Annotated in this window: 12 protein-coding genes and 1 pseudogene; 3 read left to right on the plus strand and 10 right to left on the minus strand. The window is 69.4% G+C overall.

All coding sequences use genetic code 11. The annotated features are described in order from the left end of the window. Positions 1-16: 16 nt before the first annotated feature. The 6 genes from MTO99_RS13040 to MTO99_RS13065 form a co-directional block, all read right to left on the minus strand. Positions 17-1,714, minus strand: coding sequence for a PKD domain-containing protein (locus tag MTO99_RS13040; RefSeq protein WP_243554075.1), 1,698 nt, complete (start codon positions 1,712-1,714; stop codon positions 17-19). Then, a complete protein-coding gene (locus MTO99_RS13045) occupies positions 1,624-3,285 on the minus strand; it encodes a PKD domain-containing protein (protein ID WP_243554076.1) in 1,662 nt (553 codons plus the stop codon). Before MTO99_RS13045 ends, MTO99_RS13040 begins: the two co-directional genes overlap by 91 nt. After that, positions 3,192-4,787 carry a PKD domain-containing protein gene (locus MTO99_RS13050; protein ID WP_243554077.1) on the minus strand — a complete coding sequence of 532 codons (1,596 nt, stop codon included), beginning with the start codon at positions 4,785-4,787 and terminating at the stop codon, positions 3,192-3,194. Before MTO99_RS13050 ends, MTO99_RS13045 begins: the two co-directional genes overlap by 94 nt. After that, positions 4,784-6,199: a PKD domain-containing protein gene (locus tag MTO99_RS13055; RefSeq protein WP_243554078.1), complete on the minus strand. Its 1,416-nt coding sequence runs from the start codon at positions 6,197-6,199 to the stop codon at positions 4,784-4,786. The genes MTO99_RS13050 and MTO99_RS13055 overlap by 4 nt, the downstream gene beginning before the upstream one ends. A gap of 128 nt (positions 6,200-6,327) precedes the next feature. Beyond that, a complete protein-coding gene (locus MTO99_RS13060; protein WP_243554079.1) occupies positions 6,328-7,902 on the minus strand; it encodes a PKD domain-containing protein in 1,575 nt (524 codons plus the stop codon). Positions 7,903-7,916: 14 nt separating this feature from the next. Continuing rightward, the gene (locus MTO99_RS13065; RefSeq protein WP_243554080.1) at positions 7,917-9,344 is read right to left on the minus strand and encodes a PKD domain-containing protein; all 1,428 of its coding nucleotides are present in this window, start codon (positions 9,342-9,344) and stop codon (positions 7,917-7,919) included. Between the two features lie 344 nt (positions 9,345-9,688). Here MTO99_RS13065 and MTO99_RS13070 point away from each other — a divergent pair, with 344 nt between their 5' ends. Continuing rightward, positions 9,689-11,242 carry a PKD domain-containing protein gene (locus MTO99_RS13070; protein ID WP_243554081.1) on the plus strand — a complete coding sequence of 518 codons (1,554 nt, stop codon included), beginning with the start codon at positions 9,689-9,691 and terminating at the stop codon, positions 11,240-11,242. Between the two features lie 117 nt (positions 11,243-11,359). On the opposite strand, the gene MTO99_RS13075 is transcribed toward MTO99_RS13070, so the two are convergent. From MTO99_RS13075 to MTO99_RS13090, 4 genes and pseudogenes are all read right to left on the minus strand, one after another. Next, a complete protein-coding gene (locus MTO99_RS13075; RefSeq protein WP_243554082.1) occupies positions 11,360-11,461 on the minus strand; it encodes a PEP-CTERM sorting domain-containing protein in 102 nt (33 codons plus the stop codon). 109 nt (positions 11,462-11,570) lie between these two features. Next, positions 11,571-14,309 (minus strand): CocE/NonD family hydrolase, encoded by a 2,739-nt coding sequence (locus MTO99_RS13080; protein ID WP_243554083.1) that lies wholly within the window; start codon positions 14,307-14,309, stop codon positions 11,571-11,573. A 51-nt stretch (positions 14,310-14,360) separates the two neighbouring features. Continuing rightward, a pseudogene (locus MTO99_RS13085) lies at positions 14,361-15,377 on the minus strand (magnesium and cobalt transport protein CorA). A 129-nt stretch (positions 15,378-15,506) separates the two neighbouring features. After that, a complete protein-coding gene (locus MTO99_RS13090; protein WP_435520758.1) occupies positions 15,507-16,202 on the minus strand; it encodes a TrmH family RNA methyltransferase in 696 nt (231 codons plus the stop codon). A gap of 123 nt (positions 16,203-16,325) precedes the next feature. Here MTO99_RS13090 and MTO99_RS13095 point away from each other — a divergent pair, with 123 nt between their 5' ends. Together MTO99_RS13095 and MTO99_RS13100 are read left to right on the plus strand one after the other, a co-directional pair. After that, entirely contained in the window at positions 16,326-17,645 is a 1,320-nt protein-coding gene (locus MTO99_RS13095; protein WP_243559092.1) for an Nramp family divalent metal transporter, read from the plus strand. 34 nt (positions 17,646-17,679) lie between these two features. Further along, positions 17,680-18,342, plus strand: a complete 663-nt coding sequence (locus tag MTO99_RS13100; RefSeq protein ID WP_243554084.1) for a metal-dependent transcriptional regulator — start codon at positions 17,680-17,682, stop codon at positions 18,340-18,342. The last annotated feature ends 97 nt before the right edge of the window (positions 18,343-18,439 follow it).

Below are 18,439 nucleotides of genomic sequence, written 5' to 3' on the forward strand. Positions count from 1 at the left end.
GCTCCGATTCGTCGCATCATGCGTCCTTCCGTTGGGGTTGCACCCGGCGGCGGACGATGACCACCGCGAGCGCACCGGCCACCAGCATCCCGATGCCCGCGATCACCCACGTCGCCCCGTTGAACCCGGCGGGCGGCAACTCACCCGCCACCCCCGACCCGGGCACCGCGGGCTCGGGAACCGCGGGCTCGGGCACCGCGACCGTGACCGTCGCGACCGCCGACGCGTCGCCGTTACGCAGCAACTGGTGACCGGTGTACACATCCTCGGTCGACGTACCACCCGAACTCGTCAACCGAACGGTCGCGGTGAACTCACCCGGTTCGGCGTACTCGTGCTCCACGGTCGGCGTCGTGGTCACGGTGCTCACGCCATCGCCGAAGTCCCACGCGTACTCCGCAATCGACCCGAACTCCACCGTCGAGGCCGACGCATCGAACGTCACCGGCGAGTTCGGCTCCGACGCGGTCAGCCGCGCCACCGGCGCCTGGTCAGGGGTGACCGTCAGATTCCCGGCGCCTGGGAGTGGTGTCGCGCCGAGCGGGGCGAGTGTGGCAGCGTCGTGCGCCGAGATCCCAGCGACGCGTTCGCCGGCCTCGCCCCACGGGCCGTACCCTGTCGCGAAGACCTTCGCACCGTCGGGCGTGACGATCGGATACGTCCCATAGTTTTCGAGCGGGCTCGAAGCGGCAAGCGTCATCGTCGCGACATCGAGCGACCAAAGTGCGCTCTGCTCCTCTCCAAAGAATTGCTGGGTGCTGAGGTACGCGCGGGTGCCGTCGGGCGAGATCGAGACCGACCCGAGCATGGACGACGAGTCGGTGACGATGCTGGCTACCGTCCCGGTTGCGAGATCGACGCGAAGTGCCCGCTGATTGAAGATGGGATCCACGGAACGCAACCACGCGCCGGAGAGCATGGCGGTCGACCCGTCGGGGGTGATGGCGATGCCTCCGAGGACATCGGTGATCCCGCCGGTGCCCTCGGGGGTCAGCTCGATGGTGTCGATCAGGCTCAGTGTGGCCACGTCGTACGCGCGCAGCTGTGAAGGAGCACCACCGTCCCAGAATCTGCAGACGATCCAGGCAGTGCTGCCGTCGGGGCTGAAGGCCACGTCGCGGGGCGCATCAGCCACGGTCTCGACGCAGGGCTCGAACGAGACCACCTCGTGCGTTGCCAGATCGATCTTGTCGCGCGCGGTCATCGCGACCGACCCGTCGGGGCTGACAGCAAGTCCGAAATAGCTGGAGATGGTCGACGTCCAGAGCACGTCGCCCGAGGATGCATCATGAGCCGCGAAAAGCAGCTCATCCTCGCCGCTCGGACCGTCGACCGAGCCAATCGTGTATAGCGTGCGGGCGTCGGGACCGTACGCCACATAGCCTGGCAGGTAATCGCCCCACGGCGACTCACGCACCGAACCGTCGTCGACGTTCAGCAACGCCACCGCGCCCGTCCACACATTGGAACCTGTGCTGCGGTCGAGGTACCCACGCGTCGCTGCGACTTCCCACGACCGGCCCGTGTCGTCGTCTGGTGGCGTGGCGGCCGTGGCCGCGGCCGCGGGGGCGACCACCACCAGTGCCAGTCCAGTCACCGCGAGCACCGCACCGATTCGTCGCATCATGCGCCCTCTCGTCCATGTTGAACTCGGCGTCGTGTGACCGCCGTCACGCCAGCCACCAGCATCCCGAACCCCACGATCGCCACCCACGCACCCTGGAACCCGGTCGGCGGCAGCTTCGTCGACACCGCAGCCGGCACCGTCACCGTGACCGTCGCGACCGCCGACGCGTCGCCGTTACGCAGCAGCTGCTTGCCGGTGTACACGTCTTCGGTCGACGTGCCGCCCGAACTCGTCAACCGAACGGTCGCGGTGAACTCACCCGGTTCGGCGTACTCGTGTTCCACGGTCGGCGTCGTGGTCACGGTGCTCGCGCCATCGCCGAAGTCCCACGCGTACTCGGCAATCGACCCGAACTCCACCGTCGAGGCCGACGCGTCGAACGTCACCGGCGAGTTCGGCTCCGACGCGGTCAGCCGCGCCACCGGCGCCTGATCAGGGGTGACCGTCAGATTCTCGGCGCCTGGGAGTGGTGTCGCGCCGAGCGGGGCGAGTGTGGCAGCGTCGTGCGCCGAGATCCCAGCGACGCGTTCGCCGGCCTCGCCCCAGGGGCCGTACCCTGTCGCGAAGACCTTCGCACCGTCGGGCGTGACGATCGGATACGTCCCATAGTTTTCGAGCGGGCTCGAAGCGGCAAGCGTCATCGTCGCGACATCGAGCGACCAAAGTGCGCTCTGCTCCTCTCCAAAGAATTGCTGGGTGCTGAGGTACGCGCGGGTGCCGTCGGGCGAGATCGAGACCGACCCGAGCATGATCGAGCCGGCGGTGACGATGCTGGCTACCGTCCCGGTTGCGAGATCGACGCGAAGTGCCCGCTGATTGATGAAGGGCTCCACGGAACGCAACCACGCGCCGGAGAGCATGGCGGTCGACCCGTCGGGGGTGATGGCGATGCCTCCGAGGACATCGGTGATCCCGCCGGTGCCCTCGGGGGTCAGCTCGATGGTGTCGATCAGGCTCAGTGTGGCCACGTCGTACGCGCGCAGCTGCGAAGGAGCACCACCGTCCCAGAACCTGCAGACGATCCAGGCAGTGCTGCCGTCGGGGCTGAAGGCCACGTCGACGGGCTGATCAGCCACGGTCTCGACGCAGGGCTCGAACGAGACCACCTCGTGCGTTGCCAGATCGATCTTGTCGCGCGCGGTCATCGCGACCGACCCGTCGGGGCTGACAGCCAGTCCGTAATAGCTGGAGATGGTCGACGTCCAGAGCACGTCGCCCGAGGATGCATCATGAGCCGCGAAGAGTGAGACCTCTGCAACCTCTGCGTCGCCGACCCAGCCAGCCGTGTATAGGGTGCGGGCGTCCGGCGCGTACGCGAGAGCACTCGGCGCGTAGTCACTCCACGGCGTCTGGCGCAACGACCCGTCATCGATATTCAGAAATGCCAACGAGCCCGAAAACGTCCAGGGATCACGGGCGAGATCCAACGAGGCCACGGCGACCTCCCACGACCGGCCCGTGTCATCGTCTGGTGGTGTGGCGGCCGTGGCTGGGGCTGCGGGGGCGGCTGCGATCCCGACCACGGCAAGTGCGGTGAGCGCCCGTGTCGATCCAGTCCGTCGCATCATGCGTCCTTCCGTTGGGGTTGCACCCGGCGGCGGACGATGACCACCGCGAGCGCACCGGTCAGCAGCATCCCGATGCCCGCGATCACCCACGTCGCCCCGTTGAACCCGGCGGGCGGCAACTCACCCGCCACCCCCGACCCAGGCACCGCGGGCTCGGGAACCGCGGGCTCGGGCACCGCGACCGTGACCGTCGCCACCGCCGACGCGTCACCGTTACGCAACATCTGCTGGCCCGTGTACACATCCTCGGTCGACGTGCCACCCGAACTCGTCAGCCGAACGGTCGCGGTGTACTCGCCAGGTTCGGCGTACTCATGCTCCACGGTCGGGGTCGTGGTCACGGTGCTCACGCCATCGCCGAAGTCCCACGCGTACTCGGCGATCGTGCCGAACTCCACCGTCGAGGCCGACGCGTCGAACGTCACCGGCGAGTTCGGCTCCGACGCGGTCAACCGCGCCACCGGCGCCTGGTCAGGGGTGACCGTCAGGTCGAAGGCCACGTCGGATTCCCGGAACGTCTCGCTCAGCACGGCCAGCGTATCTGCGTCGTGTGCTGACAGGCGTATCTGGTCGGGCTCGTCCAAGGTCTCATCCAAATGCGAGGCTGCGTACACGCGAGCACCGTCGGGGGTCACGGCGAGTACAGCACCAAGTACGCCATTGTCGGCGAGCGGAGCGGAGACCGCGGTCGTCATGGTGGCCAGATCGATCGCATGAAGCACACCCTCGAAGTCGTCATCGGAGCGTTCGCTGATGTACGCGCGGGCACCGTCGGGCGAGACCGCAGCGTCCAAGCCGAGATCGTGCTCGAACGCGAGGTCTGTGAGTGCGCCCGTTGTCAGATCGATGCGGGTGACGACCGGCACAACCGACCCATCGTCGGCAACCCGATCACCCGTCGATACGGCGACCGACCCGTCTGGGGTGAGAACGATCCGATCCAGGCGGTGGTTCGTGAGCACGAACGTCGCGGTCGGGGCGAGCGTTGCCACGTCGTACCCACGCAGTTCGGTGTCGGGAGAGGGGCGCAAACCCCGGCACAAGTACCAGATCGTGCCGCCGTCGGGGCTGAACGCCGTCGCATAGAAGAACGGCGCCTGACCGACGCACGCGTCGAACCGATCAACCGCGCGCGTCTCGAGGTTCACCAAGCTCGATCCGGTCGCGGCGATGGACGCGTCGGGGCTCAGCGCCACCTCAATGAAGCTGCTGATCCGGGTGATCGACCAGTCCACTTCACCCGTTGCCGCATCGCGTGCCGAGAACGCGGAGAACCACTCTGACACCTCGCCGTCATCGGTCACATTGTCCCCGGTGCTATAGAGCGCACGGGCGTCTGGCGTGAACATGAGCCCGGTGGGTAGGTCGTCGGGCCAGGTCGTCTGCCGCAGGGAACCGTCATCGACGCTGAGGAACGCCAGTGCGCCGACGCCGATCTGTTCGCCGTCTGCCGTCGGGAAGCGAAGGGAGGCCACGACTTCCCACGAGCGGCCGGTGTCATCGGGTGGCGGGGCCGCGGCGGTGGCCGCGGGGGTGACGGCGAGCACGGCGAGCACCGCCAGGGCTGCTGTCGTTCCGATCCGTCGCATCATGCGTCCTTCCGTTGGGGTTGCACCCGGCGGCGGACGATGACCACCGCGAGCGCACCGGTCAGCAGCATCCCGATGCCCGCGATCACCCACGTCGCCCCGTTGAACCCGGCGGGCGGCAACTCACCCGCCACCCCCGACCCAGGCACCGCGGGCTCGGGAACCGCGGGCTCGGGCACCGCGACCGTGACCGTCGCCACCGCCGACGCGTCACCGTTACGCAGCAACTGGTGACCCGTGTACACATCCTCGGTCGACGTACCACCCGAACTCGTCAGCCGAACGGTCGCGGTGTACTCGCCAGGTTCGGCGTACTCATGCTCCACGGTCGGGGTCGTGGTCACGGTGCTCACGCCATCGCCGAAGTCCCACGCGTACTCCGCAATCGACCCGAACTCCACCGTCGAGGCCGACGCGTCGAACGTCACCGGCGAGTTCGGCTCCGACGCGGTCAACCGCGCCACCGGCGCCTGATCAGGGGTGACCGTCAGGCGGAAGGAGAGGGCGTCGTCGAGCGGCGTATGACTGAGTGGGGTGAGAGTGGCAGCATCGTGCGTCGAGATCCCCTCGATCGTGTCCCACTCCTCTCGCCCGACGGCGAAGACGTGGTCGCCGTCGGGTGACACGATCGGATCCGTCCCGTAGTTCACGAGCCGACCCGACGCGGTGATGCTCATCGTGGCGATATCGACCGCGTGCAGCGCACCCGAGACGTCGAAAACCCTGCTCGAGGCGAAGTAGGCGTGAGTGCCGTCGGGTGAGATCGAGACCGACCCGGACAACAACAAGTCGGTCGCCAGGTCAGCGACGGCACCGGTGGCCAGATCGACGCGAAGTACGTACCATCCGTACAGCGGCGAGAGCATGGCGGTCGACCCGTCGGGGGTGATGGCGATGCCGCCGCCGACGAAGGCTGAGAACTCTATGGTGTCGACCAGGCTGAGTGTGGCGACATCGTACGCGCGCAACTGGCTGCCGAAACCCGACCGGCCGCACACCAACCAAGCAGTGCTGCCATCGGGAGTCAGAGCGACATCCCAAACGTCATGATTGCTGGTCTCATCGCACGGGTCGAACGACACGACGGAGTGCGTCGTCAGATCGATCTTGTCGCGCCCGGTCATCGCGACCGACCCGTCGGCACTGACCGCCAGGTCATCCCAGCCGGAGACCGTCACGGTCCAGAGCACGTCGCCGGTGGATGCATCATGAGCAGCGAAGAGTGAGACCTCTGCAACCTCTGCGTCGCCGACAGCGCCGACGGTGTACAGGGTGCGGGCGTCCGGCGCGTACGCGAGAGCATTTGGCGCGTAGTCACTCCACGGCGTCTGGCGCAACGACCCATCATCGATATTCAGAAATGCCAACGAGCCCGAAAACGTCCAGGGATCACGGGTGAGATCCAACGAGGCCACGGCGACTTCCCACGACCGGCCCGTGTCATCGTCTGGTGGTGTGGCGGCCGTGGCTGGGGCTGCGGGGGCGGCTGCGATCCCGACCACGGCAAGTGCGGTGAGCGCCCGTGTCGATCCAGTCCGTCGCATCATGCGTCCTTCCGTTGGGGTTGCACCCGGCGGCGGACGATGACCACCGCGAGCGCACCGGCCACCAGCATCCCGAACCCCACGATCACCACCCACGCCCCCTGGAACCCGGCGGGCGGCAACTCACCCGCCACCCCCGACCCGGGCACCGCGGGCTCGGGCACCGCGGGCTCGGGCACCGCGGGCTCGGGAACCGCGACCGTGACCGTCGCCACCGCCGACGCGTCGCCGTTACGCAACATCTGCTGGCCCGTGTACACATCCTCGGTCGACGTGCCGCCCGAACTCGTCAGCCGAACGGTCGCGGTGTACTCGCCAGGTTCGGCGTACTCATGCTCCACGGTCGGGGTCGTGGTCACGGTGCTCGCGCCGTCGCCGAAGTCCCACGCGTACTCGGCGATCGTGCCGAACTCCACCGTCGAGGCCGACGCGTCGAACGTCACCGGCGAGTTCGGCTCGGATGCGGTCAGCCGCGCGACCGGCGCCTGGTCAGGGGTGACCGCCAGGTCGACGCCGAAGCCGGGCAGTGGCGTATCGCCGAGCACGGCGAGGGTGTCGGCGTTGTGGCGCGACACCGCGTACTCCCACCCACCGCCTGTGTTTTCTTCGGTGATCATGTAGATCCGGCTGCCGTCGGGAGTGACGAGGGGGTTCGCGAACGTGCCCACCGCGAGCGGAAGTGAGGCAATGACCGCGGTCGCATCGAGATCGACCGCGTGAAGTGCGCGGTCGTCGGCGTACCAAGAGCTTGCGACCCAAGCTCGGGCGCTGTCAGGTGACAGCGCGATGCTTCCGGCGGTGAACTGCTCGATCGCGCCGTGTGCCCCAGTGACAAGGTCGATGCGCAGCGTCGTTTCTACCGATGGGGGGGTCGCCAGTGCCGCGTTCGACAGCACCGCGGTCGACCCGTCGGGTGTGATAGCGATGCGCGAGTCGCGGGGATAGAAGCCTGGGATCTCGACGGTGTCGACCAGGCTGAGTGTCGCCACGTCATACGCACGCAACTCGATGCCGGCGGCGGGCAGTGCGGGCCTGCACACGAACCAGGCTCTGCCGTCGGGACTGAACGCGGCGCCAGTCGCAAAGCCGAAGCCACCCGCACACGCGTCGAACGGCGTAGACGCGCGGGTGACCAGATCTACCCTGGCCTCGTCGTTGCCCGTTGTCATCGCGACCGCGCCGTCCGGACTCACGGCGATCATCGGGAAGTATCTCGAGCCGGCATCGCCGGCGGTTGTGCTCCACAGGACGTCACCGGTCGTCGCATCGTGGGCTGTCACGACCTGATGCTCGTAATCGAGTTCGTCGACGACGAAACCGACGGTGTACAGCGTGCGCGCGTCGGGCGCGTAGGCGAGGCCATCTACGGAGTCGTAGTCCTGCAGCCCGACCTGACGCGCCGAACCGTCATCGACGCTGAGGAAGCTCAGTGCGTACTCACCTGCCGTATCGTCACTGGCCAGTGACGATACGGCAACCTCCCACGAGCGGCCCGTGTCGTCGGCGGGTGATGTGGCGGCCCTAGCCGCGGAGGGGATCCCGAGCAGTGCCAGTGCGACCATCGCGAACACCACTCCGATTCGTCGCATCATGCGTCCTTCCGTTGGGGTTGCACCCGGCGGCGGACGATGACCACCGCGATCGCACCGGTCAGCAGCATCCCGATGCCCGCGATCACCCACGTCGCCCCGTTGAACCCGGCGGGCGGCAACGCACCCGCCACCCCCGACCCGGGCACCGCGGGCTCGGGCACCGCGGGCTCGGGCACCGCGGGCTCGGAAACCGCGACCGTGACCGTCGCCACCGCCGACGCGTCGCCGTTACGCAGCAATTGGTGACCGGTGTACACATCCTCGGTCGACGTACCACCCGAACTCGTCAACCGAACGGTCGCGGTGAACTCGCCCGGTTCGGCGTACTCGTGTTCCACGGTCGGGGTCGTGGTCACGGTGCTCACGCCGTCGCCGAAGTCCCACGCGTACTCCGCAATCGACCCGAACTCCACCGTCGAGGCCGACGCATCGAACGTCACCGGAGAGTTCGGCTCCGACGCGGTCAACCGCGCCACCGGTGCCTGATCAGGGGTGACCGCCAGATGGTAGGCGCCTGGGAGCGGTGGTGTCGCGCCGAGTGGGGTAAGCGTGGCAGCGTCGTGCGCCGAGATCGCTTTGGCACGTTCGCCGGCCTCGCCCCACGGGCCGTACCCTGTCGCGAAGACCTCCGCACCGTCGGGCGTGACGATCGGATGCGTCCCATAGTTTTCGAGCGGGCCCGAAGCTGCAAGAGTCATCGTCGCGATGTCCACAGCCCACAGCGAGTCCTGGCTGTCATCCGATCCCTGCTGAACGCTGAGATACGCGCGGGTGCCGTCGGGCGCGATCGAGATCGACCCCAACATGAACGACGAGTCGGTGGCGATATCGGCGACTGCCCCGGTTGCGAGATCGACACGGACCGCTCGCTGGTTGAAGACGGGCAGATTCAGCCGCGCGCCCGAGAGCACCGCCGTCGACCCGTCGGGGGTCAACGCGATGCGGCCGGTCACATCGTGGGCGAGTTCAATGGTGCGGAGAAGATCGAGGGTCGCGGGGTCGAACGCGCGCAACTCCGCACGGTCAGGATCGCGGAATCTGCAGACGATCCAGGCGGTGCTGCCGTCGGGGCTGAAGGCGACGTCGATCGGACCGTCGTTGACTGTCCCGCCGCACGCGTCGAAAGGAACCACCTGGCGCGTGGTCAGATCGATCCTGTCGTTCGTGGTTATCGCGATTGACCCATCGGGGCTGACCGCCAGTCGTTCTTGGCTGTCAGAGAGGGGTACCGTCCACCTCACGTCACCGGAGGACGCATCATGAGCTGCGAGATGCACCTCAGCATCGAAGATCGTATCGCCGATGCTGATCAGGCCCACGGTGTACAGGGTCCGAGCATCGGGGGCGTAGGCAACATCACCGGGCGCGTAGTCTCCCCACGGCAGTTCACGCACCGAGCCGTCATCGACGTTCAGAAATGCCAACGCGCCCGTGTACACGGTGGATCCGGGGCCCCGGATGAAATCCCAACGCGCCGCCGCGACTTCCCACGAGCGACCCGTGTCATCGGGTGGCGTTGCGGCTGTGGCTGTGGCTGCGGCTGTGGCTGTGGCTGTGGGAACGATTCCGAGCAGGACGAGTGTGGCCACAACGAGCGCCGCTCCGAGGTATCGCATCGCGGGCCCCCCCGTGCGTGTCGATGTTGATCAACCTAGTGACGTGTCGTGCGCGGCCGCAAGCGTGCCGGGCAGGCGTGCACCCTTGTCGCGGGGTATCGCTGACGATACGGTGACGACCATCGGCGTGCGCGAAAGGACGGTGACATACCGTGCGACGGATCGGTTCCGCCCTGGCGCTGGCGTCGCTTGCGGTGCTGACGCTGGCTCCTGCGGGCGCACAGGCCGCGGCGGCACCTACCGCGGGTCGTTCGTGGGAGGTCGTGACCGGTCTCAACGTTCCCCTGCCGGGCGGCGAGTGGGAAGGGAACTGGGGGGCCCTGGGGTTCGTGACAGCGGATGACGGATCGGTCAGGCAGACGAACCTGCCCGGCTACACGGTGACAGCACTCGCGTATTCGCCCGATGCGCGAACCGTGTACTCGTTCGGCACCTTCGTGGACGACCTCGGGGGAACGGTTGGTGGGTTCGCGGCTTTCGACGCGTCGACGGGAGAGATGATCTGGCAGGACGCAAGCGTCGGGTCGCCGAGGTCACTGGCGGTGAGTCCCGACGGATCGGTGGTCATGCTGCCGCATGCCCGAGGCGACGTGGCCACTCGCGCGTTCGAGCGTTTCGACGGGTGCACAGGCGATGCCACATCGGCGGCTGCGGTGGCGTTCGCCCCTGATGGCGGCACGGTCTGGCTCCTGTGTGCAGGCACGCGATTCAACCCGATCTCCGAGTTGCGTGCATTCGACGCGACAACGCTCGATCCGGTGAGGACGATTCCGCTGGCCGACCACTACGCGCGTGCGCTGGTGCTGACACCGGACGGATCGACCGCGGTGCTCAGTGGCGAAGTCGGCAGAACGGTGGAGGAGTCGGGGGTGCCTGCGGTGACACGGCTGGACCTGACCACAGGTGAGATCACCGATCTCAGGCTCGATCTCGATCTCTCCTACGGGGCACTTGCGATGGCGCCGGACGGCGCGTACGTCTACACGCTGGCCGGGGTGGGGGACGTTACGGCAGAGCTCACTTCGGTCGACATCACGTCGATGACGGTGACCACTTCAACGCCCTTCCCATACGAGACCGGGGATCTCGCAGTCGCGCCCGACGGGTCGCGTGTCTATTCGGCGACTCGGTCGACGCCGGCCGGGTCCGAGACGCCGTTGGTGAGCGCGCACGATGCCGGGACATTGGCGACGCTCTCCCAGTCCCCGTTCGAAGCTTCCGGCCTTCTCGGTCTGGCGGTGACGCCGGATCAGGCGCCGATCGCACGGTTGACGGCGTCGGAGCCGAACTCACCGGTGACGTTCGACGCGTCGGGCTCGACCGTGGAGTTCGGGTCGATCGCGGAGTACGCGTGGGACTTCGGTGACGGCACCACGCTGGTCACATCGACCCCCGTGGTCGAGCACGAGTACACGCAGCCCGGTGAATATACGGCGTCAGTGCGCCTGACCAGCTCAGGGGGCACCTCGACCGAAGACGTCTACACCGGTCAGCAGCTCCTGCGCAACGGCGACCCCTCCGCGATCGCGACGGTCACCGTGACTGTGCCCGCAGCACCCGCGCCCGGGGTGTCGGCCGAACTGCCGCCCACCGGGTTCGACTCATCGGGATTCGGCGGAGCCGGGTTCGCGGTAGCGGCGGCGGCGTTGGTGATCGCCGGTGGCATCGCAGTGGGCCTGGGGAGGCGCCGCGGCCGGCAACCGTGACCTGTTCGCGGAACCGCGCACTCATGCCGGCCGCACGAAGTGGTGACGGGCAGCGCGGCTGAGCCCCGAGGAGCGGAACAGGCGCCGCGCCGCCGCGACGCCCGTTCCCGTGGACGATCAGTGCTCGGAACGCGACCCGGCCTGCGACCGACGGCGCAGCAGGAGCGCTGCGCCTGCGACGGCCAACAGCATCGCGAGGGCGATCGGTGTGACGAGCATGACGCACTTCCGCACGGTGCGCGACCTGCAGCCGAGCCTCATCGGGTAGGCGGCGCGCAACCGGCTCCCGCCCTGGTGGGCGGGAGCCGGTCGAGGCTGCGTACCCCGGTCAGCGCACCTCCACCTTCACTGGCGCGGACGCCGTCTCGCCGTTCGCGTTCGCGAACACCGCGACGAGCGTGTGCGCGCCGGGCGCGACACCCGTCAGCGCGACCGTGGCCGCCTGCGCGGCCGGCGTCGCCGCCGTCAGCTCGCCCGAGCCCACCTCGACCCCGTCGAGGAGGAACCGGTACGACGTCGCGTTCGTGCCCCACCACAGGTTCGCGGTGACCGTGAACACGCCGTCTCGATCCCAGTTGTCGTGCGACACCACGGGCTTGGCCGGAGCTGCATCCGTGACCTTCACCGTGGTCGAACTCGCCGCCGTCGCGCCGCGCGAGTTGACGAGCTCTGCGGTGTAGACGTAGGTGCCGTTCGGCTTGCCGGTGAACGCCACCCGTGCCTCTTGCGAGGTGCCGGTGGGGGTGAGCGCCTGCGTGCTCACGAGCACGCCGTTCTCGTAGAGCCGCAGCTCGCGGCCCGGCACGCCCCACCACAGGTTCGCGACGACTTCGTAGGTGCCGTCGTGCAGGCCGTACGCCCACCCGCTCGTGTTCGAGAGCGTCGCCTTGCCGGGCGCCGTCGCGTCGGCGGGCTTCCACTTCGCGTACGCGGTGGCGTCCGCGACGAGCGGTGCGGCGAAGTCGAACGGCGTGGTGAGGGCGGCGTCGGCGTACCAGCCGTCGAACAGCCACCAGCCGTCGGTCGACACCGGGTCGGCCGGCACGACGGGCGCCGTGCCGAACGCGACCGACTGCGGCTCGATCGGCACGCCTCGGTCGGCGACGTCGAACGACAACGACACCGGCGCGGGTGCGCCGAGCCCGCCCGCGGCCGCCGCCGCGCCGAGCCCGCCGACCACGGGCAGCACCACGCGGCTCGCGGCGGCGTCGACCGTGACGGTCGCGCTCGCCGTGCCGGCCAGGTTGTAGCCCGACAGGTTCGTCGTCACCACCACGCCGATCCGGTGGCCGGCGGCGAACGTGGTGTCGTACGGCTCGAGCGGCCACGAGAACGCGTACGGCTGACCGGCGACGAGGGGCGTGCCCTCGCCCTCGATGAGCGACTCGCGGTTCGACGTGTCGAGCGCGCCCCGCGAGACCCGCCAGGTGTCCACCGTCGAGGTGCGTCGCGCGACCTCGAGGTAGCACGCGTCGTCGGCGTCGCTCTCGGCGCCCCAGCAGGTCGTCGTCGCGGTGTTCTGCACCCCCTCGCCCGTACGGGGCGTCGGTGTCGACGGGCCGTAGTCGACGAGCAGGGCCGACAGGTTCGCCTGGGTGACCCCGAGCGACGCGGCGAGCTCGACCCGAGCCGTGCCCGAGACGCGCAGGTCCGCGGTGAGCGGCTCCGACAGGAACACCAGGCGCTGGGCCTGCGAGCCGGTCGGGGTGTTGATCGCATTTCCCTCGGTGATCGACCCGGCCGGCCCGGTGAACGACAGCGACGCAGGCTCGGCCGCCGCCTGCAAGCGCAGCGCACCGGCGGCACCTGGCGCGGTCGCGCCCAGGTAGACGTCGACCGGTTCGGTGCCCGGAACCGGCCAGCTCGCGACATCCTCGTACTGCTCGGGCGCGGTCTCGACCGTGGCCTGCGGCTCGTCCATGATGCCGTTGTCGATGTCGAGCAGCCAGTGGTCGAACCAGCGGTGCAGCGTGTCGACCCACTCGGCGCGACGGAAGTCGAACGGGTCGACGTGGCCGACCTTCGCGAGCCAGATCTTGCGCGGGATGTCGCGCTCGGCGAGCGCGTTCCAGTAGTCGCCGACCTGGCTCATCCGCACGTTGTCGTCGTTCAGTCCGTGGACCAGGAACACCGAGGCGTGCAGATCGTCGATCGAGGTGCGGTAGTCGCGCTCGGCCCAGAACGGATTCACGTCGCCCGACTCGTCGCCGTCGATGCCGTTCAGCAGCGTGCGGGTCGGGGCGCAGAGCGACCGCCGCTCGAGATTCGTCACGGTGTTCGCGAGGCCCGACGGGTAGTTCGTGTTGTGGGCGACGCCGCCGGTGCGCGAGTAGCCGTACCAGTTCGAGATCGCCGAGATCGGCACGATGGTGGTCAGGCCCTCGACGCCCGTGGCGGCGACGCCGTTGGCGAGCGTGCCGTCGTACGACTTGCCGATCATCGCGGCCTTGCCGTTGTGCCAGGTCGCGGCGACGGGGTCGCCGGCCGCGTTCCTGCCCTCGACCCGGCCCTGCAGCCAGTCGATCACGACCTTCATGCTCTGGATGTCTCCGGGCCCGCCGTGCATCGGACACCCCGTCGACCCCGCCGTGCCGTCCATCTGCGCGAGGATCACCGCGTACCCGCGGGGCACGAAGTAGTTGTCGTAGAACAGCGGCCACGAGTCGTTCAGCCCGTCGGCGTCGGTGTCGGAGATGAACTCGCCCTCGTTGCCGCGCCCGAGCGTCGTGTAGTACGGGCTCGGGTCGATGATCGCGGGCACCTCGAGCCCGTCGTCGGACTCGGCGGGGCGGATGATCTCGATCCGCGTGACGTCGTCCTCGCCGTCGAGGTCCTGGTCGACCCCCGCGACGGGGATGTAGACGCGCTCGCGGATCGCGTCGGCGTAGTCGTAGACGGGCGCGCTCACTCCGTCGTCGAGCGCGATGGCGTCGGCGGCCCAGGCGGCGGGAGCGGAGATGCCGCCGAGGGCGAGCGGCAGGGCCGCGAGGGCCGTGCCGATGATGAGCGGTCCCCGGCGGGACCGCTGCAGACGTGGAACCGGTGGAAGAAGCCGAGTTCGTCTCATGGGCTCCTGTGTACCGTGTCACACACCCCCGGTGTCAAGCGTTTCGCTCGATCAGAGCCATTTCCGCGAGCGGAACACCAGATAGAGCCCCCCGGCGAACCCCGCCATGAGCGCGATCGCGAACGGATACCCGAGCCACCAGTCGAGCTCGGGCATGTGCGTGAAGTTCATGCCGTAGATGCCGGCGATGAGCGACGGCGCGAAGATGATCGCCGCCCAGCTCGCGACCTTCTTCGACTGCTCGGCCTGCGCGTAGCTCGCCTCGGTGAGCGAGCGCATCTCGTCGTTCTGGCGCTGCGTGACGAGCGTGGCGTGCACCGACAGGGCGTTCTGCAACAGCTGCCGGAACCCCTCCCCGCGCTCGATCACCCGGATCACATGGTCTTTCACGTCGCGCAGGTAGCGCTGGAGCTCGACGTCGACCCCGTACACGTCGAACCCGCCCTCGAGTGCGATGAACATGTCGAGCAGCGGCCGAGTCGCCCGCTGGAACTCCATCACCTCGCTCGCGAGATCGTAGATGCGACGCGTCACCGCCGGATCGCCGGAGAAGAGCTGGTCTTCGATCTCGTCGATGTCGTTCTCGAGGCCGGCCACGACCGGGCCGTACTCGTCGACCACCTCGTCGAGCACGGCGTAGAGCACCGCCTCGGGGCCCTTGCGCAGCAGATCGGGGTCGGCTTCGAGACGCCCGCGCACCCGGGACAGGTCGGGCGACTCGGCCCGACGCACGCTCACGGCGAAGGCCTCGCCGATGAACAGATGCACCTAGCCGAACTCGACCTCCTCGACGTCGTCGAGGTAGCGGGCGGGACGCAGCACGACGAACAGCGTGTCCCCGTATCGTTCGAGCTTCGCGCGCTGATGCCCCTTGCCCGCGTCTTCGACGGCCAGACCGTGCAGGTCGAACTCGCGCGCGACGGCCTGCAACTCGTCGTCGGTCGGGCGGTACAGCCCGATCCACGCGAAGCCGCCGTGCTCGTCGAGCGCCTCGAACGTCTCCTCGAGGCTCGCCGGGCTGAGCACCCGGGCGCCGTCGCGGTAGACGGCGTTGTCGATCACTGGCATCGCCACCAGTGTCGCGCAGGCGGCGGGCGCCGGTGCGGCGGGCGCGCCGGGCGGGCGCGCCGGGCGGGTGCGGCGGGCGGGTGCGCGTCGCCGGGCGGGTGGTGCGCGTCGCCGGGCGGATGCCGCGACTCACGCCGGCGGGGCCGCCCAGCGCAGCACCCACGAGTGCATCGCGATCGCGGCGGCGGCGCTCGCGTTCAGCGAGCGGGTCGAGCCGTACTGGGTGATCTCGACGATCGCGTCGGCGGCTTCGAGCGCCTCGGCCGTGGATCCCGGGCCCTCCTGGCCGAACAGCAGGACGCAGCGCTCGGGCCAGTCGAATGCCTCGATCGGCACCGAGCCCGGCACGTTGTCGATCGCGATGATCGGTACGGATGCCTCGTGCGCCCAGGCGGCGAAGGCGGCGACGTCCTCGTGGTACTGCAGGTGCTGGTACCGGTCGGTGACCATCGCGCCGCGCTTGTTCCAGCGGCGGCGGCCGATGATGTGCACGGTGTCGGCGGCGAACGCGTTGGCGGTGCGCACGATGGACCCGATGTTCAGGTCGTGCTGCCAGTTCTCGATGGCGACGTGGAACGCGTGGCGGCGCTCGTCGAGGTCGGCGACGATCGCATCCATCCGCCAGTAGCGGTATCGGTCGACGACGTTGCGGCGGTCGCCGTCTCGCAGCAGCTCGGGGTCGAACCGCGGATCATCGGGCCACTCCGACTCGCCGCCCGGCCAGGGGCCGACGCCGTGCGTGAGCACGGGCTCGGCCGGCTCGGCCGGCTCACCGGGCTCGGCCGGCTCACCGGGCTCCGGGGCATCCGCGTGTTCGTGGTCCACCCGCCCACGCTACCCGCGCAGCGCCCGGCGCCACGCCACCGGAACGCGCCGGCGCAGGAGGGTTTCGGTTCACCGAAAAATAGGTAAGATTTCGGCATGCCGAAAATCGACGTCGAGACCCGGATGCCCCGCACGCGCGACGGCGGAGCATCCGTGCCGCGCGTCGCCTGGCTGCTGGGCCCCGCGCTGGTCGCCGGTGTCGCGTACCTCGACCCGGGCAACGTCGCGAGCAACATGACCGCCGGCGCCCAGTACGGCTACCTGCTCGTGTGGGTCGTCGTCATCGGCAACGTCATGGCCTGGCTCATCCAGTACCTGTCGGCCAAGCTCGGCATCGTCACCGGCCGCAGCCTGCCCGAGGTCCTCGGCGAGCGGCTGCGCAACCGATGGGCCCGCCGGGCCTACTGGCTGCAGGCCGAGCTCGTCGCGATGGCGACCGACCTCGCCGAGGTGATCGGCGGCGCCGTCGCGCTCAACCTGCTGTTCGGCGTGCCGCTCATCTGGGGCGGGCTCATCACCGGCGCGGTCTCGATCGGGCTGCTCGTGCTGCAGCAGCGGCGCGGCGCGCGCCCGTTCGAGTTCGTGATCATGGGGTTGCTCGTGATCATCGCCGTCGGATTCGGCGTCGGCGTCTTCATCGCGCCGCCCGACCCGGCCGGGCTCGTCGCGGGCCTCGTGCCCCGGTTCGCGGACGCGAACTCGGTGCTGCTCGCGGCCTCCATCCTCGGCGCGACGATCATGCCGCACGCGATCTACGCGCACTCGGCGCTCGCGCGCGACCGGTTCTCAGCGCGCCCGGCAGGCGGACGGGCGGCGGATGCCCCGGCTGCCACAGCTGCCGCGGATGCCCCGGCTCCCCCGCCGGAACCCGGCACCGCGACGACGCTGCCGACCGAGGTGCTCGTCCGCGCGACCAGGGTCGACGTGACCGTCGCGATGGCGATCGCCGGCACCGTGAACCTCTGCATCCTGCTGCTGGCCGCCGTGAACCTCTCCGGCGTCGAGGGCACCGACTCGCTCGAGGGCGCCTACACCGCCATCGGCGCCTCCCTCGGACCCGTGATCGCCACCCTGTTCGCGGTGGGGCTGCTCGCCTCGGGTCTCGCGTCGACGAGCGTCGGAGCCTACGCGGGCGCCGAGATCATGCACGGCCTGCTGCACGTGCGCATCCCGCTGCTGCTGCGCCGGCTCATCACGCTCGTGCCCGCGCTCGCGATCCTCGCGCTCGGGTTCGACCCGACGCTCTCGCTCGTGCTCAGCCAGGTCGTGCTGTCGTTCGGCATCCCGTTCGCGCTCATCCCCCTCATCGCACTCACCGCGAAGGCCGGGCTGCTCGGGCGGTGGCGCAACCACTGGGCCACGACCGCGGCGGGGGTCGCGGCATCCGTCTTCCTGATCACCCTGAACGCACTGCTGCTGTGGCTGGTGTTCACCGGGGCGTGAGCACCGCGCACCATCCGCCGGTATCCTGACCTCGATGCCCGGCAGCCCGAGTCCCGCGATCGAGGACTACCTGAAGACGGTGTACTCGCACACCGAGTGGCAGCCCGACCCCATCACGCCGTCGGTGCTGGCGGCCAAACTCGGCGTCGCCCCGTCGAGCGTCACCGAGATGGTGAAGAAGATGGCCGCGCAGGGGCTCGTCTCGCACGCGCCGTATCGGGCGGTGCGGCTCACCGACGAAGGGCGCCGCCAGGCGCTCGCCGTCGTGCGCCGGCACCGCCTCGTCGAGACGTGGCTCGTGCGCGAGATGGGCTACGCGTGGGACGAAGTGCACGACGAGGCCGAGGTGCTCGAGCACGCGCTCAGCGACCGGCTGCTCGAGGCGATCGACGCCCGGCTCGGACGCCCGCGCGTCGACCCGCACGGCGACCCGATCCCCCACCGCGACGGCACGGTCTCGCGCGAACCGTTCGTGCTGCTCGCCGAGGCCGAGACCGGGCACGTCGGCCGGGTGATGCGCATCAGCGACCGCGACGGCGCGGTGCTGCGCGAGCTCGACGCGGCGGGCATCGGCCCCGGAGTGACGCTCGAAGTGACGGAGGTCACGACCGACGCGGTGACGGTGCAGGCCGGCGGCGGAGCATCCGCACGCGCGCTGCCGCGCGAGGTCGCCGCGGCCATCTGGCTCTCGGTCTGAACGGGCGGCATCCACCCGCGCGATCCGCGCGCCACCGGCCTTCTCAGGGACATCCCGGATGCCCCGTCCCGGCCCTGCGGGGGAGGATGCTGCCACG

The sequence above is a fragment of the Agromyces larvae genome (genome assembly GCF_022811705.1).
GTDB lineage: Bacteria > Actinomycetota > Actinomycetes > Actinomycetales > Microbacteriaceae > Agromyces > Agromyces larvae.

What these genes read in the sequence shown, in the direction of transcription:
- MTO99_RS13080 (WP_243554083.1), bottom strand. Translation starts at nt 14,309, where the DNA reads ATGAGACGAACTCGGCTTCTTCCACCGGTTCCACGTCTGCAGCGGTCC.
- MTO99_RS13095 (WP_243559092.1), top strand. Translation starts at nt 16,326, where the DNA reads ATGCCCCGCACGCGCGACGGCGGAGCATCCGTGCCGCGCGTCGCCTGG.
- MTO99_RS13075 (WP_243554082.1), bottom strand. Translation starts at nt 11,461, where the DNA reads ATGCTCGTCACACCGATCGCCCTCGCGATGCTGTTGGCCGTCGCAGGC.
- MTO99_RS13100 (WP_243554084.1), top strand. Translation starts at nt 17,680, where the DNA reads ATGCCCGGCAGCCCGAGTCCCGCGATCGAGGACTACCTGAAGACGGTG.
- MTO99_RS13050 (WP_243554077.1), bottom strand. Translation starts at nt 4,787, where the DNA reads ATGATGCGACGGATCGGAACGACAGCAGCCCTGGCGGTGCTCGCCGTG.